Raw genomic sequence first — 13,902 nt, 5'->3', positions numbered from 1 at the left:
CCATGCGATTCCGTCCGCGCACCACCCGAGCCGAAACCCGCGACGCGGTCGACACCGTCCCCCGGTTCCGGCAGATGCTCCCCCTCGGCATCCAGCACCTGCTGGTCGCCTACTCCGGAATGGTCACCGTCCCGCTGCTGATCGGGCTCGGCGTCGGCCTGTCCACCGCGCAGATCGCCACGCTCATCACGGCGAACGTGCTGGTCAGCGGCATCGCGACGCTGCTGCAGACGCTCGGGATCGGCAACGTCGGGGTCCGGCTGCCGATCGTGATGGGCTCGACCTTCACCGGCATCACCCCGGCGATCATCGTCGGCAAGGAGGCCGGGCTGCCCGCGGTCTTCGGCGCGACGATCGTCGCCGGGCTGCTGACCTGGCTGGTCGCGCCGTGGTTCAGCAAGCTGATCCGGTTCTTCCCGCCGATCGTGACCGGGACGATCATCGCGATCATCGGATTCTCGCTGCTGCCCTCCACCGCGACGCTGATCGCCGGGTCGAACCCGAACGCGGCCGACCACGGTTCGGCCGGACGGCTGATTCTCGGCCTGGGCATCATCGTGCTGACTGTCTGCTTGGAACGGTTCGCCCCGCCCGCGGTGCGCCGCTTCGCGATCCTGATCGCGCTGGCGGTCGGCACCCTCGTCGCGGTTCCGCTCGGCATGGCGGACTTCAGTTCGGTCGGGCAGGCGGACTGGTTCGGCGTGGTGAAGCCGTTCGAATTCGGCATGCCGACGTTCGCGTTGTCCGCCTTGCTGCCCATGATCATCGTGCAATTGGTGAACATGGTGGAATCGACCGGCGACACGCTCGCCATCGGGCAGATCGTCGGCCGCGACGTCGGTCCGCCCGAGATTTCCCGGGCACTGCGCGCGGACGGGCTCGGCACCGCGTTCGCCGGCGTGTTCGGCTCGTTCACCGTCGTCACCTTCGGCGAGAACGTCGGGCTGGTCAGCATCACCCGCGTGATGAGCCGGTTCGTTGTCGCGACCGCGGGCGCGGTGCTGGTGCTCATGAGCCTGGTGCCGAAGCTCGGCGCGGCCGTCGCGTCGCTGCCGGGACCGGTGCTCGGCGGCGTCGGCGTGGTCATGTTCGGCACCGTCGGGGCGGTCGGGCTGCGCATCATGAGCCAGGCGGACCTCAGCAACGGCCGCAATATCCTGATCGTCGCCATCTCGTTCGGCTTCGGCCTTTTGCCGGTCGGCGCGCCAGAGTTTTACCAACATCTGCCCGTTGTGGTGCAGACGGTACTGACGAGCGGCATCGCCGCCGGCGGCATCGCGGCGTTCCTGCTGAACCTCGTGCTCAACCGCCGCGAACGGGCTCCGCGCACCGGAACGGAAGCCGCGCCCGGGTATTGACCCTCGGCGGCTTCCGATGCACCATAGTCGAAACTCCTTGCAGGGAAGGAAAAACCTCGCTCATTCCATAACCCCGTAGGTGCGGCGGCAGGTTCGCGCGCGGCCGGGGGTCCTCGCCGCCGGCAGCCCGTCCGGCTCCGGCGACGCCCCGCGATCCGCCCGGCCCGGCCGTTTCCCGGCCCCGCCGGCCCAACGAGGTGAGGGAATCATGGCCAGTCACCCGTCTCCCCCGTCCCCGGTGGACGAACGTCCCCGGTTCGGTCCGCTGGTGCTGCTGGGTTTGCAGCACGTGCTCGTGATGTACGCCGGCGTCGTCGTGGTGCCGATCGTGGTCGGCGCCGGGCTCGGGCTTCCGCAGTCGCAGATCGCCGACCTGGTCAGCGTCGACCTGGTGCTCGCCGGGATCGGCACCATGCTGCAGGCGTTCGGCGTCTGGAAATTCGGCATCCGGATGCCGCTCGTCGTCGGGGCCGCGTCCAACGGCATCGTCCCGATGGTGCTGATCGGCAGCACCCAGGGGCTGTCCACAGTGTATGGCTCGCTGCTCGTGGTCGGCGTGCTCTGGGTGCTGATCGCGCCGTTGTTCAGCAAACTGCTCAAGCTGTTCCCGGAGGTCGTCACCGGAACCGTCATCACGCTGATCGGGCTGACGCTGATCCCGGTCGGGCTGAAACTCATCGCCGGTTCCACTCCGTCCGCGCACAATTACGGCGCGCCCGCGAATCTCGCGCTCGCCGGGTTCACGCTCGCGCTGATCGCGGTGTTCTACCGGGTGTTCCGCGGTCTGCTCGGCCAGTTGGCGATGCTGATCGCGCTGACCGTCGGCGCGATCGTCGGCTGGCTGACCGGACTGGGCAGTCTCGCCGGGGTCGCCGACGGTCCCGTTTTCGGATTGCTGAAACCACTGCACTACGGAGCGTTGCATTTCGACATCCCGTCGATTCTGCTGTTCCTGGTGATCGTTTTCGTGCTGATGGTCGAGGCGTCCGGACAGGGGCTCGCCGTCGGGCAGGTGGTCGGCAAGAAGGTCGGGCCGCGCGACGTCGCGAACCTGCTGCGGGTGGACGGGCTGCTCACCGCGCTCAGCGGCGTGTTCAACGGTTTCGCCTACACCACCTTCGGCCAGAACATCGGGCTCGTCGCGCTGACCAAGGTGCGCAGCCGGTACCCGGTCGCGGTCGGCGGCATGATCCTCGTCGTTTTCGGCGTGGTGCAACCGGTCGGCCGGGTGATCGCGGCGATCCCGCAGCCGGTGATCGGCGCGGCCGCGGTCGCCACGTTCGCCGCGCTCACCGTGTCCGGCATCCAGCTGCTGTCCCGAGTGGACTTCAACCAGACCGGCAACCTGGTGATCGTCATGCTGTCGCTCGGCGTGGGCCTCATCCCGGCCGGAGCGCCGGACTTCTACAAGCAGTTTCCCTTCGCCGCACAGGTTTTCCTCAAGAGCGGCGTGGCCACCGGAACCGTGCTGGCGGTGCTGCTGAATCTGCTTTTCTTCGCTGCTCGGAAACGGCGGCCAGCAGAGCCGCTCGTGCACCGAGAACCCGCCGCGAAACTTTCCCAGTCCTGAAAGGACGTCATGGGCACCGAACCGCAGCGGCCCCGGCTGATCGTCGGCATCACCGGGGCCAGCGGCCCGCACCTGGCTGTCCACCTGCTGACCGCGCTGCGCAAGCTCGGCACGGTGGAAACGCATCTGGTCATGTCGCGAGCCGCGCACCGCACCGTCGAACTGGAAACCGGGATGCCGCCCGCCGAGGTCGCCGACCTCGCCGACGTCCGCCACGCGCGCGGGGACATCGCCGCGTCGATCGCGTCCGGTTCCTTTCGCACCATGGGCATGGTCGTCGTGCCGTGCTCGATGAAAACCGTCGCCGGGATCGCGCACGGCTACAGCGACGACCTGCTCGTCCGCGCCGCCGACGTCACCCTGAAAGAACGCCGTCCGCTCGTGCTCGTCGCCAGGGAAACCCCGTTGAGCCTCGTGCACCTGCGCAATCTGGTGGCGGTGACCGAGGCGGGCGCGACCGTGCTGCCGCCGATGCCCGCCTTCTACCACCAGCCCGAGTCCATTGAGGACATCCTCGCCCACCTGACCGGCAAGGTGCTCGACCAGTTCGGCATCGAGCACGACCTGTTCGCGCGCTGGCAGGGGCCGCCCGCCTCGCAAGGAGTTTCGCGGTGAACCACCGGCAAGATCCCCACGCTTTCGTTGATCAGTACCGCCACGAGTTTCCCGACGACGTGCTCGTCCTCGACGACCCGGTCCCGGCCGACGAGGGCGTCACCGGGGTGATTTACGAACTCGCCGCGGCCGGACGGCACGAGATGGTGCTGTTCCGGAAGGTGACCGGGCTCGACGTGCCGGTGGTGAGCAACATGTTCGCTTCGCGGCAGCGGATCGCCCGCATGCTCGAAACTGGACCGTCCGGTTTGCACAGTGCCTACCAACAGCGGGCGCTCCGCGCGGTCCCGCCGCGGATGGTGGACAGCGGACCGGTGCTGGATGAGGTGACTTCTGAGGTCGACTTGGCGACCATCCCGATGCTGCGGCACTTCGCCAGCGACCGTTCCCCTTACGTCACCAGCGGGATCATCGTCGCGGAGGATCCGGACACCGGCGTCGGCAACCTCAGCTACCACCGGGCGATGCCGCATTCCCGCACCGAACTGGCGACCAGTCTCCATTCTCGCGGGGATCTGTGGCGGATGCTGCAGAAGTACGCCGAACGCGGCGAACCGATGCCGGTCGCGATGGTGCTCGGCGGGCATCCGCTGTTCATGCTGGCCGCGTCCGCGCGGGTCGGCTACGACGTGGACGAGCGCGCGGTAGCCGGCGGATTGCTTGGCGAGCCACTCGAAGTCGTGCGTACCCCACGGCATGGCATCGGCGTCCCGGCCTGGTCGGACTTCGTGCTGGAAGGCACCATCGACGCGTCCGAGCACGCGGACGAGGGCCCGTTCGGCGAATTCTCCGGCTATTCCTCGAATCGCTCGACCAACAACCTCCTGCGCGTGCACACCGTCCTGCGCCGCTCCGACGCCATGCTCATCGACGTCGTCGGCGGCAACACCGATGAGCACCTGAATCTCGCGCGCGTGCCACGGGAATCGGAAATGGCGGAGAAGCTCAAAGCACGCTTCCCGGACGTCACCGCAGTGCACTATCCGACGTCCGGCACGCACTTCCATTGCTACGTCGCGCTTCGCCAGCGACGGCCCGGTCAAGCCCGGCAGGTGATGCTCGGCCTGCTCGGCTGGGACCCGTATGTCAAGACCGTGATCGCGGTGGACGAGGACGTCGACGTCACCAGCGACAGCGACGTCCTCTGGGCGCTCGCCACGCATTTCCAGCCCCACCAGGACCTGTTCACTGTGGACGGTCTGCCCGGCTCGCCGCTCGACCCGTCCTCGGGCTCCGACGGGACGACGTCCCGGATGGGCCTGGACGCGACCCGCGGCCCGCACTTCGACGGCAACCGCATTGTCGTCTCGGAAGAAGCACGTCAGCACGCTCGCCGGATTCTCGGCGGGAACGTTTAAGGAGGGAAACACCATGGCCAAAATCCCGGTGACCGTACTGACCGGCTTTCTCGGCTCCGGCAAGACCACGCTCGTCAACCACATCCTCACCGCGAACCACGGGCACCGGATCGCGGTGATCGAGAACGAATTCGGCGAAATCCCGATCGACAACGCGCTCGTGCTCGGCGGCGACGAGAAGATCATCGAAATGAGCAACGGCTGCTGCCTGTGCTGCACCGCGCGCACCGACCTGATCGAAATCCTGCAGTCGCTGCTGCGCCGCCGCGAACGCTTCGACCGGATTCTCATCGAGACCAGCGGCATGGCCGACCCGAACCCGGTCGCGCAAACGTTCTTCGTGGACGACGAGGTTTCGTCGGCGTTCGCGCTGGACGCGATCGTGACGCTCGTCGACGCGCGGCACGTCGGCAGCCATCTCGAGGAGGGCGAGCACGACGGCGTCGGCGGCCAGGTGAGCAACCAGATCGCGTTCGCCGACCGGATCGTGCTCAACAAGATCGACCTGGTCACCGAGCCGGAGATCGAGGAACTGCGCACGCAGCTCCGCTCGGTCAACGCGACCGCGGACATCCTCACGTCCAGCTACGGCAGCGTCGACCTGGACGACATCCTCGGCATCAACGCCTTCGACCTGAACCGCACCGTCGCCGACGACCCGGACTGGCTCGAAGACGAATCGCACCACCACGACCCGACGCTCGAATCGGTCTCGATCGAACTCGACTACCCCCTGGACCGCGCCGCGTTCGAACAGTGGCTCACCGCCCTGCTGGCCGAACGCGGCGACGACCTGTACCGGTTCAAGGGAATCCTCGCCTTCGACCGCAAGACGGTGCTGCAAGGCGTGCATCGGATCTACGAACTGACGGACGCCGGCGACTGGGGCACGGCACCGCCGGTCAGCAAGCTCGTCCTCATCGGCCGGAACCTCGACCGTGCGGAGCTGACCGACTCGGTGTCCCGCTGCAGCCTGGCCACGGCTGGGCGGTGATTCAGGCGAGCGCCGCGGTCACGTCCAGCTCGACAAGCTGCCCCGTGAAGCCCAGGCACGTCACGCCGACCAGCGTGCTCGCGGTGGTGAACGCCGCGGCGATCGAGGAGTTCGTGAGCCGCTGCCACACCGCTGAAAGGGTCGGCTGATCGGAGGTGGCCACGTAGATCACCGTGCGCACGACGTCCTCCGGGGTCGCGCCAGCATGCGTCAACGCGATCTCGGTGTTGGCGACGACCTGGTCCACCTGCGCGAGGACGTCGCCGGGGACGACCTCGCCGCCGGGCGTCAGCGGACACTGGCCGGCGAGGTGCACGGTGCGGCGCGCGTCGACGGTGGTCACGTGGTGGTAGCCGGGAGTCGGATGCAAGGCGGGCGGGTTCTGCCGTTCAATGGTCACGAGGCGGATCGTCGCTCACCGCGGCGGCGGTCCGCCACGGGATTTCCGGACGGAGGGCGTATGCGCAGGACCATCGACTGGGCCGACGGGGCAATCGTGATCGTGGACCAGGTCGCGCTTCCGGGCGAGTACCGCACGCTCACGCTGCGCACGGTGCCCGAATTGGTCGACGCGATCCAACGGCTGGCGGTTCGCGGAGCACCGGCGCTCGGCGCGGCGGGCGCGCTGGGGGTCGCGCTGGCGGCTCGCCAGGGCGGGGACGTCCGGGCGGAGGCGGACCGGATCGCGCACGCCCGGCCGACGGCGGTCAACCTGGCCTGGGGCGTTTCCCGGGCACTGGACCGGCTGCCGGACGGTGCCGATGCGGTGCTCGCGGAGGCGCGAGCGATGCTCGACGAGGACGAGCAGCGCAACCGCACGGCGTCGGCGCACGCGGCGGAAGTCGTGCTGGACGCGTGCCCGCGCAGGCCGTTGCGACTGCTCAGCCACTGCAACACCGGGCACCTGGCGACCGTCTCGTGGGGCACGGCACTCGGCGTCGTCTGGCACCTGCACGCGCGCGGCCTGGTCGAGTCGGTGCTGGTGGACGAGACGCGGCCGTTGTTGCAGGGATCCCGGCTCACCGCTTGGGAACTCGAGCAGGCCGGGGTGCCCTACCGCGTGCAACCGGACGGCGCGGCGGCCGCGGCGATGGCACGCGGAATGGTGGACTGCGTGCTCGTCGGCGCGGACCGGATCGCGGCGAACGGCGACGTGGCCAACAAGATCGGCACCTACGGGCTGGCCATCGCCGCCGCGCACCACGGTGTTCCGTTCGTGGTCGTCGCCCCGACGTCCACAGTGGACAAAAGCATCGCCACCGGCGCGGACATCTCCATCGAGGAACGTGCGGCTGTCGAATTAACGGAGTTCGGCGGGGCTCAGGTCGCGCCGCACGGAGCGGCGGTCTTCAACCCGGCCTTCGATGTCACGCCGACCGCGTTGATCACCGCGGTGGTCACCGAGGACGGCGTGTTCGGCTAAGGCCGCGGGCCGACGATCTCCGCACCGTTTCGCACGGTGATCGCCATGGCGGGACAGGAATCCGCCGCGTCCAGCACGGTTTCGTCCGGTTCGACGGTCTCGGCGATCGCCCGGGCGGTGGCGCCGTCCAGCGCGAACGTCTCCGGCATCAGCGACGCGCACATCCCGCTGCCGATGCACGTGCCCCCGTCGACCTCGACCTTCCAGGTCATCCGTCACCACCCAATCGGCATCGACCGCGGTCCGCGGACCAGCATCTGCGTCTTCCACTCAATATCCCCGGCCAGCCGCAGTCCCGGCAACTCGCGGGTCAGCGCCCGCAACGCCTCCTGCAGCTCCAGCCGCGCGAGCGGAGCGCCCAGGCAGTGGTGCACCCCGTGCCCGAAGCCGAGATGGTGGTTGTCCCCGCGGTCCAGCACGAGCTGGTCCGCGGCGCCGAACTGCAGCCGGTCGCGGTTGGCCGCGCCGATCGCCACGAGCACCGGTTCCCCTTGGCGCACCAGGACATCGCCGACCTCGACGTCCTCCGTCGCGTACCGGGCGAACCCGGCCCCGGCGCCGAGCGGCACGAAGCGCAGCAGCTCCTCCACCGCGGTCGGGATGAGCGACGGGTCCGCGCACAGCCGTTCCCAGTGCTCGTGCTGGTCCAGCAGCGCGTAGACGAAATTGGGAATCTGGCTGGCGGTCGTTTCGTGGCCGGCGACCAGAATCCCGACGCACAGGTCCACCAACTCCAGCTCAGTGAGCCGATCCCGCACGTCGCGAGCCTCGATGAGCGCGGTCATCAGGTCGTCCTGCGGCTGGGCGCGGTGCTCGGCGATCAACCCGGCCATGTACGCACGCAGTTCCTCGCGGCTGCGCTCCGACTCCTCCGGCGTGAGCCGCGTGGTCGACAACGCGGCGTCGCTCCACTCGCGGAACTGCGGCCGGTCGCCCACCGGCACGCCGAGCAGCTCGCAGATCACCGCGACCGGGATCGGCAGCGCGTACAGATCGACCAGGTCAGCCGGTTGCCCGTGCTCCCGCAGCTCCTTGATCAGGTCGTCGGCCAGCCGCGCGACCCGAGGGCGCAGCTCCTCGACCCGCCGCGCGGTGAACGCCTTCGCGACGAGGGTGCGCAGCCGGGTGTGGTCGGGCGGGTCCATCGAGAGGATGCCGCCCGGACGCCGGTACTCCGACATCCGCGGTTCGTCGCTTTCCTGCGCCAGCGCGCGGGAAAACCGCCGGTCCCCGAGCACGAGCCGGGCGTCGGCGTAGCGAGTGGCGAGCCAGGCAGCCTCGCCGTGCGGCATTTGGACGCGGATCATCCCGGCGTTCTCGCGAGCGGCGGTGTAGGCCTCGTTGAGCGCGAGGCCCGCCTCCTCGTTGAACGGGTAGGCGAGCGGTTCGGTGTGCGTGGTGGTCATGCCAACGACTCCCCGGGTACCGTTGTAAGCAGGTGCTTACATGCCTACACCCGACGTCGGCCGCGCGTCAATCCGCCAGGAGCTTCCAGGGGCCGGGTGGCACTAGGTTCACCACGAGACCGGGTGCGGGTTTCATGGCACCGTCTTCCGGCGGTGTCCTAGCGTCATGCCATGAAGATTCCAGCCGGGCTGAGCCGCGCGGTCCTCCGGGCGCGGCGGGACACCGGCTTTCTCGCCGCGGGCGTGCTGCCGCACCTGGCGCTGGTGCCCGCATGGGCTTGGGCGGCGGTGACTGCCGCCAGGACGGAGAACTGGCTCCTCACCGGTCCCGTGTCGGCCGCCTTGGTCCTGCTCGGCACCCCGGTGCTGACGGCCGTTCAGCGGGTTCGCTACCGGGCGCTCATCGGCGTGGACGTCCCCCGGCTCGCTCCCCCGCCGGAACAATGGACGTGGTCCTCGACCGCCCGGTGGCTCGCGGCGACGCGTCCTTGGCGCAAGATCGGCTACCACCTCCTGCTGGGCCCGTTGCTCGCACTGCTGGAACTGCTGGTGCTCGCGCTGGCAGCGGCGGGCTTGGCGAGCGCCCTCGCCTACGCCTGGTCCTGGGCGCTGCCAACCGAAATCCGCCAGCACTGGTTCGGCTACCTGACCCAATTACCGGCTTACACAGCGGCTGGGCTCCTCCTCTTGTGCGCCCTGCCCTGGACCGCGCGGGCAGTAGCCCGGGCCGAGACGCGCCTGGCGTTGAGCCTGCTCGGGCCCAGCCGGGCGCAGCGGCTCCAGGAGCGGGTCGATCAGCTGGCCGGGAGCCGGACCGACCTGATCGAGGCCGTCGACGCGGAGCGCCGCCGGATCGAGCGCGACCTGCACGACGGCACCCAGCAACGGTTGGTGTCTCTCGCGGTCAATCTGGGTCTGGCCCTCGCCACCCGCCCGGACCTGCCGAGCGATGCCCGCGAGGTGCTCGCAAAAGCGCGCCTGGAGGCGAAGGAGGCGATCTCCGAACTCGACGACCTGGTGCGGGGGCTGCACCCGGCCGTGCTCGAAGACCGAGGACTGGACGCCGCGTTGTCCGGGCTGGCGGCACGCACGCCCCTCGCGGTGCGGCTGCGGGTCGATCTGGCGGAAAGGGTGGCGCCCAACGTGGAGTCGGTCGCGTACTTCGTGATTTCCGAGGCGCTGACCAATGCGACGAAGCACGCCAACGCGATGCGGGCGGAGGTGACGGTGCGCCAGATCGGCGAGGTGCTGCGCGTTCGCGTTACCGACAACGGGCTGGGCGGTGCCGACGCCGCCAACGGGACGGGTCTGACCGGGCTGGCCAAGCGAGTCGGCTCTCTCGACGGGACCTTCCAAATCAGCAGCCCCGTCGGAGGGCCCACCACTGTCACCGCGGAGCTGCCGTGCGCGCGGTGATCGCCGAGGATTCGGTGCTGTTGCGGGTCGGCCTGATCAAGGTGCTGGAGGCGGGCGGGTTCCAGGTCGTCGCGGAAGCCGGCGACGCGGACGGACTGCTGGCGGCGATGGAAGAGCATCGGCCCGAACTCGCCTTGATCGACGTCCGGATGCCGCCCGGCTTCACCGACGAGGGGGTGCGGGCGGCGATGGAAATCCGCCGCCGCTGGCCGGGGACGCCGGTGGTGCTGCTTTCGCAGTACGTGGAGGAGCGGTACGCGGCCGACCTGCTGTCCGCGAACACCAGCGGGGTGGGCTACCTGCTCAAACAGCGGGTCGCCGATGTCGCCGACTTCGTGGCGGCGGTCCGGCGGGTGGCGGACGGGGGCACCGCCCTGGACCCGCAGGTCGTCGCGCAGTTGCTGCTGCGGCGCGACAGCGACCCGCTCGCGCGGCTGACCCCTCGCGAACGGGACGTGCTCGGGCTGATGGCCGAGGGCCGCTCCAACGCCGGCATCGCACAGGCGCTGGTGGTGAGCGAGAGCGCGGTGGCGAAGCACATCAACAACATCTTCGCCAAGCTCGACCTGCCCGTGGCCGACGCGGACCATCGCCGCGTCCTCGCCGTGCTGCGGTTTCTCGGCGCTTCCCGGGCCTGAGGGCTGCGAGAAAGTTCCAAAGCGGGCGGAGGTGCCGCCGCGGTATTCCCACACCCGATTCCGGTGCTGGGCCCCTGCACGACGCCCAACGCCGGTCACGGCACGAGCTCTTCCGCTCCGCGACCCGGCCGAGGGAAGGCCCTAGTCGCCAGGACCGCGCAGACCACCGCCAGCGGCACCTCGGCGAAGGCCGCCATCAGCATCGCCAGCTGGAAGTCCGGACCCGGGGCAGCCGTCATCGTGTCGAACCAGGCGTCGGCCAGCAGCAGGGCCGAGGTCGCGGCGGAGGTCAGCCCGGCCCGGCAGTCGCCGCGTCGGAGGAGCAGTCCGGTGACGAGCAGGCCGAGCGCCTCAAGGCTGTCCAGCCCGGTCCACGTCCAGGCCCAATGCGAGGCCTGAGCGGTGGCAGGCAGTTCAGTGTGCAGGAAGACCAGCCAGGGAATCATCGCCAGCCCGAGCACGGTGAGAACCGTGGCCAGCAAGGGGAACGTCGAAGCGGCCCCGGCTTTCGGACGAATCCGCGGGACACCGCACGCCATGGCACCTGACTCCCTTCGGTGCCCGCCCCTCGGGCACGAAATCAGCATGTCGTCGCGGCGTGCCCGAGGCAGTAACGCTCCTATCCGACTTGAAGGTGGCAGTAAGTACACCTTCCGGCGCGGCTGGAGCACTAGGCTCGATTCAATGACTTCCGCGTGGACGAACGAAACCGCGATCCAGCAGTGGAACTCCGGGAGCACCCGGGAATCGATGGAAGCGACCGCCGAGCGCGGGGACTTCGCCAAAGAGCATCTGCTCAACCCGGTCCTCCTGCGGCTTCTCGGCGACGTGCGCGGCCGCCGGGTGCTGGACGCGGGCTGCGGCAACGGGTATTTCAGCCGGATGCTCGCCGGACGCGGGGCCCAGGTGACCGGGGTCGAACCGGCCGAGAGCCTGATTTCGTTCGCGCGGGAGAAGGCGGGCGAGGGGATTTCCTACGTACAGGCGGATCTCGCCCGGCTGCCGGAGATGGAGCCGTTCGACGCCGTCGTCTGCAGCATGGTGCTCATGGCGATTCCCGAGTGGAAGCCCGCGATGCGCGCCTGCGTCGAGGCGCTGCGGCCGGGCGGGCTGTTCGTGTTCGCCATCGTGCATCCGGCGTTCGAGGAGTTGCTCGGCACCTGGCGGAAGTACGGCGAGTACCGCCAGACGGAGTATCTGGCCGAGTACGAGATCGCCGGACGCGACGCGTCCGACTTCCATCGGCCGCTTTCCGCGTATCTCAACGAAGTGGCCGCGCTCGGCTGCCGGGTGCGGGAGGTTGCCGAGCCGGGGCTGGATCCTGAGATGGCGGACGGGATCGAGAGTCACGTGCGGATGCCGAACTTCCTGATCGTCGCGGCGGAAACCGGCTGCCCGTTAATGCCATGACCGGTTCCCGAACGACCCGGCCGCGGCCGCGTTGCCGATAGCGTGGTCGCATGCTGGACTACGGCCTGGATCTGTCCGAAATCACCCGCGAAGCCGCGCTGCCCGATTTGCTCGCGGAAGGCGACGACCTCGACGCGGTGGTGTCCGCCGAACCCGACTGGTCGAGACCGACGCCGGCCGAGGGCTGGACGATCGCCCACCAGATCGCGCATCTCGCGGTAGCCGACGCGAACGTCGTCCTCGCCATCCGGACGCCGGAGAAGTTCGCCGCGGTGCTGGGCGAAAACGCCGACGCGGTCGCGGCCGAGGGAGCCGCGCGACCGCGTGCGGAGTTGCTGGACCACTGGCGCGCCGGACGTGCCGAAGTCGCCGCGGCGCTCGGCGAAATCCCCTTGGACCAGGCGTTTCCGTGGTACGGCTCGCAGTCGACCGCGACCCTCGCGGTGGCGCTTCGGCTGATGGAAACGTGGGCGCACGGGCAGGACATCTTCGACACCGTGCGCGTCGAGCACCGCCCGACGGACCGGCTCAAGCACATCGCCGCACTGGGCGTGGCCGGGCGCGGGCTGTCGTTCTACGCCGCCCAGCTGCCACTGCCGACCGAGCCGATCCGGGTCGAACTGACCAGTCCCGAAGGGGTCCTCTGGGGTTGGGGCCCGGACGACGCGGCACAGCGGATCCGGGGCAGCGCAAGGGATTTCTGCCTTCGCATCACCCAGCGCCGCGGCTTGGACGAAACCGGTCTGGCCGCGATCGGCAAGGACGCGAAGGCGTGGCTGGAGAACGCCCGGGTGTTCCTCTAACGCCGCTTGGGCCGCAGCAACGCGACTCCCACCGACAACGCGCTCGTCGACGCGACGTGAATCGCCAGCGCCTTCCGATTCGGCGCCCACACCCCCGTCGCCGGGCCGCCCGACCACATCGCCGCCACGAAACCGCCTGCGGCACAAGCCATTGCCCGCCACAGCGCGGGCGAGCGATCCCGCCCGGCGGCCAAACCGGTGCCCACCGCACCGAACGCGCCCGCGGTGATCAGGGCTTCGCGCGCCATGTGGTACTGCACGTGCCCTTCGCCGTGGCGGACCTCCGGTGCGCGGTAGCTCGGATCGGTGATGTGCGTGACCGTCTGCCACACCGACGGCGCGGCGGCGGCCAGGCCCGCGACGACGGCCGCCGCGCCAAGGGTTTCCCGCTTCATTGCTCGTCCTTTCCTTTGAGGTGGTGCGAAACCCGCCGCAGCGCGTCGTTCACCACGTCGATGGTTTCCGGGTCGAGAGCCTTCGCGATTTCGCGTTCGATCTCCGTCTTGAGCTCGAACGACGCGAGCGCCTGCCGTTTGCCCTCCTCGGTGAGGGACACCAGCACCGAACGCCGGTCGCCCGGGTCCTTGTCGCGGCGGACCCAGCCGCGCGCCTCCAGCCGGGTGATCCGGTGCGTGACCGAACCCGAGGTCAGCTCGACCGCGGCCATCACCTGCCCGGGCGTCAGCCGGTGCCCGGGCGCGCGCTTGAGCGCGGCGAGCATCTCCAGCTCCCACAGCTCGATCCCGTGCGCGGACAGTTCGCGGCGCATGGCCAGTTCCAGCTGGTGCGCGACGCGGCGCAGCCGGTAGGACAGCGACTTCGCGGCCAGCACGCCCTCGTCGCCGCCCCCGCGCCGGACGGCGTCCACCAGATCGTCGACCGCGTCCCGCGGCGCTGTGTTCACCGGCACG

16 protein-coding genes are annotated in these 13,902 nt (G+C 69.6%); 10 read left to right on the top strand and 6 right to left on the bottom strand.

What is annotated here, in order from left to right; genetic code table 11:
* The first annotated feature begins 2 nt into the window (after positions 1-2).
* The 5 genes from EIZ44_RS20435 (at position 3) to EIZ44_RS20415 (ending at position 5,895) form a co-directional block, all read left to right on the top strand.
* Positions 3-1,358, top strand: a complete 1,356-nt coding sequence (locus EIZ44_RS20435; RefSeq protein ID WP_205673240.1) for a nucleobase:cation symporter-2 family protein — start codon at positions 3-5, stop codon at positions 1,356-1,358.
* 208 nt (positions 1,359-1,566) lie between these two features.
* Positions 1,567-2,928, top strand: a complete 1,362-nt coding sequence (locus EIZ44_RS20430) for a nucleobase:cation symporter-2 family protein (RefSeq protein ID WP_134730488.1) — start codon at positions 1,567-1,569, stop codon at positions 2,926-2,928.
* Between the two features lie 9 nt (positions 2,929-2,937).
* A complete protein-coding gene (locus EIZ44_RS20425; RefSeq protein ID WP_037817523.1) occupies positions 2,938-3,543 on the top strand; it encodes a UbiX family flavin prenyltransferase in 606 nt (201 codons plus the stop codon).
* Positions 3,540-4,901 carry a UbiD family decarboxylase gene (locus EIZ44_RS20420; RefSeq protein WP_167754216.1) on the top strand — a complete coding sequence of 454 codons (1,362 nt, stop codon included), beginning with the start codon at positions 3,540-3,542 and terminating at the stop codon, positions 4,899-4,901. The genes EIZ44_RS20425 and EIZ44_RS20420 overlap by 4 nt, the downstream gene beginning before the upstream one ends.
* A gap of 13 nt (positions 4,902-4,914) precedes the next feature.
* Complete coding sequence (locus EIZ44_RS20415; RefSeq protein WP_134730484.1) at positions 4,915-5,895, top strand: CobW family GTP-binding protein; 981 nt, start codon at positions 4,915-4,917, stop codon at positions 5,893-5,895.
* A 1-nt stretch (position 5,896) separates the two neighbouring features.
* On the opposite strand, the gene EIZ44_RS20410 is transcribed toward EIZ44_RS20415, so the two are convergent.
* Positions 5,897-6,295, bottom strand: a complete 399-nt coding sequence (locus tag EIZ44_RS20410) for a RidA family protein (protein ID WP_134730482.1) — start codon at positions 6,293-6,295, stop codon at positions 5,897-5,899.
* 60 nt (positions 6,296-6,355) lie between these two features.
* Here EIZ44_RS20410 and mtnA point away from each other — a divergent pair, with 60 nt between their 5' ends.
* Positions 6,356-7,318 (top strand): S-methyl-5-thioribose-1-phosphate isomerase, encoded by a 963-nt coding sequence (gene mtnA / locus EIZ44_RS20405; protein WP_134730480.1) that lies wholly within the window; start codon positions 6,356-6,358, stop codon positions 7,316-7,318.
* Here mtnA and EIZ44_RS20400 read toward each other — a convergent pair.
* Together EIZ44_RS20400 and EIZ44_RS20395 are read right to left on the bottom strand one after the other, a co-directional pair.
* Complete coding sequence (locus EIZ44_RS20400; RefSeq protein ID WP_037817535.1) at positions 7,315-7,530, bottom strand: ferredoxin; 216 nt, start codon at positions 7,528-7,530, stop codon at positions 7,315-7,317. The two genes, mtnA and EIZ44_RS20400, sit on opposite strands and share 4 nt — an antisense overlap.
* A gap of 3 nt (positions 7,531-7,533) precedes the next feature.
* Positions 7,534-8,724, bottom strand: coding sequence for a cytochrome P450 (locus EIZ44_RS20395; protein ID WP_134730478.1), 1,191 nt, complete (start codon positions 8,722-8,724; stop codon positions 7,534-7,536).
* A gap of 171 nt (positions 8,725-8,895) precedes the next feature.
* Between EIZ44_RS20395 and EIZ44_RS20390 the strand changes: the two genes are divergently transcribed.
* Positions 8,896-10,140: a sensor histidine kinase gene (locus EIZ44_RS20390; RefSeq protein WP_134730476.1), complete on the top strand. Its 1,245-nt coding sequence runs from the start codon at positions 8,896-8,898 to the stop codon at positions 10,138-10,140.
* A complete protein-coding gene (locus EIZ44_RS20385; RefSeq protein ID WP_134730474.1) occupies positions 10,128-10,778 on the top strand; it encodes a response regulator in 651 nt (216 codons plus the stop codon). Before EIZ44_RS20390 ends, EIZ44_RS20385 begins: the two co-directional genes overlap by 13 nt.
* A gap of 95 nt (positions 10,779-10,873) precedes the next feature.
* Here EIZ44_RS20385 and EIZ44_RS20380 read toward each other — a convergent pair whose 3' ends face one another.
* On the bottom strand, positions 10,874-11,317 hold the full coding sequence (locus EIZ44_RS20380) for a hypothetical protein (protein WP_240691359.1): 444 nt from the start codon (positions 11,315-11,317) through the stop codon (positions 10,874-10,876).
* 145 nt (positions 11,318-11,462) lie between these two features.
* Between EIZ44_RS20380 and EIZ44_RS20375 the strand changes: the two genes are divergently transcribed.
* Together EIZ44_RS20375 and EIZ44_RS20370 are read left to right on the top strand one after the other, a co-directional pair.
* Positions 11,463-12,188 carry a class I SAM-dependent methyltransferase gene (locus EIZ44_RS20375; RefSeq protein ID WP_134730470.1) on the top strand — a complete coding sequence of 242 codons (726 nt, stop codon included), beginning with the start codon at positions 11,463-11,465 and terminating at the stop codon, positions 12,186-12,188.
* A 50-nt stretch (positions 12,189-12,238) separates the two neighbouring features.
* On the top strand, positions 12,239-12,991 hold the full coding sequence (locus tag EIZ44_RS20370; RefSeq protein ID WP_134730468.1) for a maleylpyruvate isomerase family mycothiol-dependent enzyme: 753 nt from the start codon (positions 12,239-12,241) through the stop codon (positions 12,989-12,991).
* Here EIZ44_RS20370 and EIZ44_RS20365 read toward each other — a convergent pair.
* Both EIZ44_RS20365 and EIZ44_RS20360 read right to left on the bottom strand, forming a co-directional pair.
* A complete protein-coding gene (locus tag EIZ44_RS20365; RefSeq protein WP_134730466.1) occupies positions 12,988-13,386 on the bottom strand; it encodes a hypothetical protein in 399 nt (132 codons plus the stop codon). The genes EIZ44_RS20370 and EIZ44_RS20365 overlap by 4 nt on opposite strands.
* Positions 13,383-13,895 carry a MarR family winged helix-turn-helix transcriptional regulator gene (locus tag EIZ44_RS20360; RefSeq protein ID WP_205669868.1) on the bottom strand — a complete coding sequence of 171 codons (513 nt, stop codon included), beginning with the start codon at positions 13,893-13,895 and terminating at the stop codon, positions 13,383-13,385. The genes EIZ44_RS20365 and EIZ44_RS20360 overlap by 4 nt, the downstream gene beginning before the upstream one ends.
* Positions 13,896-13,902 lie beyond the last annotated feature (7 nt).

Source organism: Amycolatopsis nivea (assembly GCF_004522235.1).
In the GTDB taxonomy this organism is placed as follows: domain Bacteria; phylum Actinomycetota; class Actinomycetes; order Mycobacteriales; family Pseudonocardiaceae; genus Amycolatopsis; species Amycolatopsis nivea.
Note: the sequence above shows the minus strand (reverse complement) of the source record. Positions and strands in the feature narration are given on the sequence as shown.

Excerpts from the sequence above, each read along its gene's own strand:
- EIZ44_RS20395 (WP_134730478.1), bottom strand. The coding sequence starts at position 8,724 with ATGACCACCACGCACACCGAACCGCTCGCCTACCCGTTCAACGAGGAG.
- EIZ44_RS20370 (WP_134730468.1), top strand. The coding sequence starts at position 12,239 with ATGCTGGACTACGGCCTGGATCTGTCCGAAATCACCCGCGAAGCCGCG.
- EIZ44_RS20400 (WP_037817535.1), bottom strand. The coding sequence starts at position 7,530 with ATGACCTGGAAGGTCGAGGTCGACGGGGGCACGTGCATCGGCAGCGGG.
- EIZ44_RS20365 (WP_134730466.1), bottom strand. The coding sequence starts at position 13,386 with ATGAAGCGGGAAACCCTTGGCGCGGCGGCCGTCGTCGCGGGCCTGGCC.
- mtnA (WP_134730480.1), top strand. The coding sequence starts at position 6,356 with ATGCGCAGGACCATCGACTGGGCCGACGGGGCAATCGTGATCGTGGAC.
- EIZ44_RS20390 (WP_134730476.1), top strand. The coding sequence starts at position 8,896 with ATGAAGATTCCAGCCGGGCTGAGCCGCGCGGTCCTCCGGGCGCGGCGG.
- EIZ44_RS20380 (WP_240691359.1), bottom strand. The coding sequence starts at position 11,317 with ATGGCGTGCGGTGTCCCGCGGATTCGTCCGAAAGCCGGGGCCGCTTCG.
- EIZ44_RS20425 (WP_037817523.1), top strand. The coding sequence starts at position 2,938 with ATGGGCACCGAACCGCAGCGGCCCCGGCTGATCGTCGGCATCACCGGG.
- EIZ44_RS20430 (WP_134730488.1), top strand. The coding sequence starts at position 1,567 with ATGGCCAGTCACCCGTCTCCCCCGTCCCCGGTGGACGAACGTCCCCGG.
- EIZ44_RS20375 (WP_134730470.1), top strand. The coding sequence starts at position 11,463 with ATGACTTCCGCGTGGACGAACGAAACCGCGATCCAGCAGTGGAACTCC.
- EIZ44_RS20415 (WP_134730484.1), top strand. The coding sequence starts at position 4,915 with ATGGCCAAAATCCCGGTGACCGTACTGACCGGCTTTCTCGGCTCCGGC.
- EIZ44_RS20435 (WP_205673240.1), top strand. The coding sequence starts at position 3 with ATGCGATTCCGTCCGCGCACCACCCGAGCCGAAACCCGCGACGCGGTC.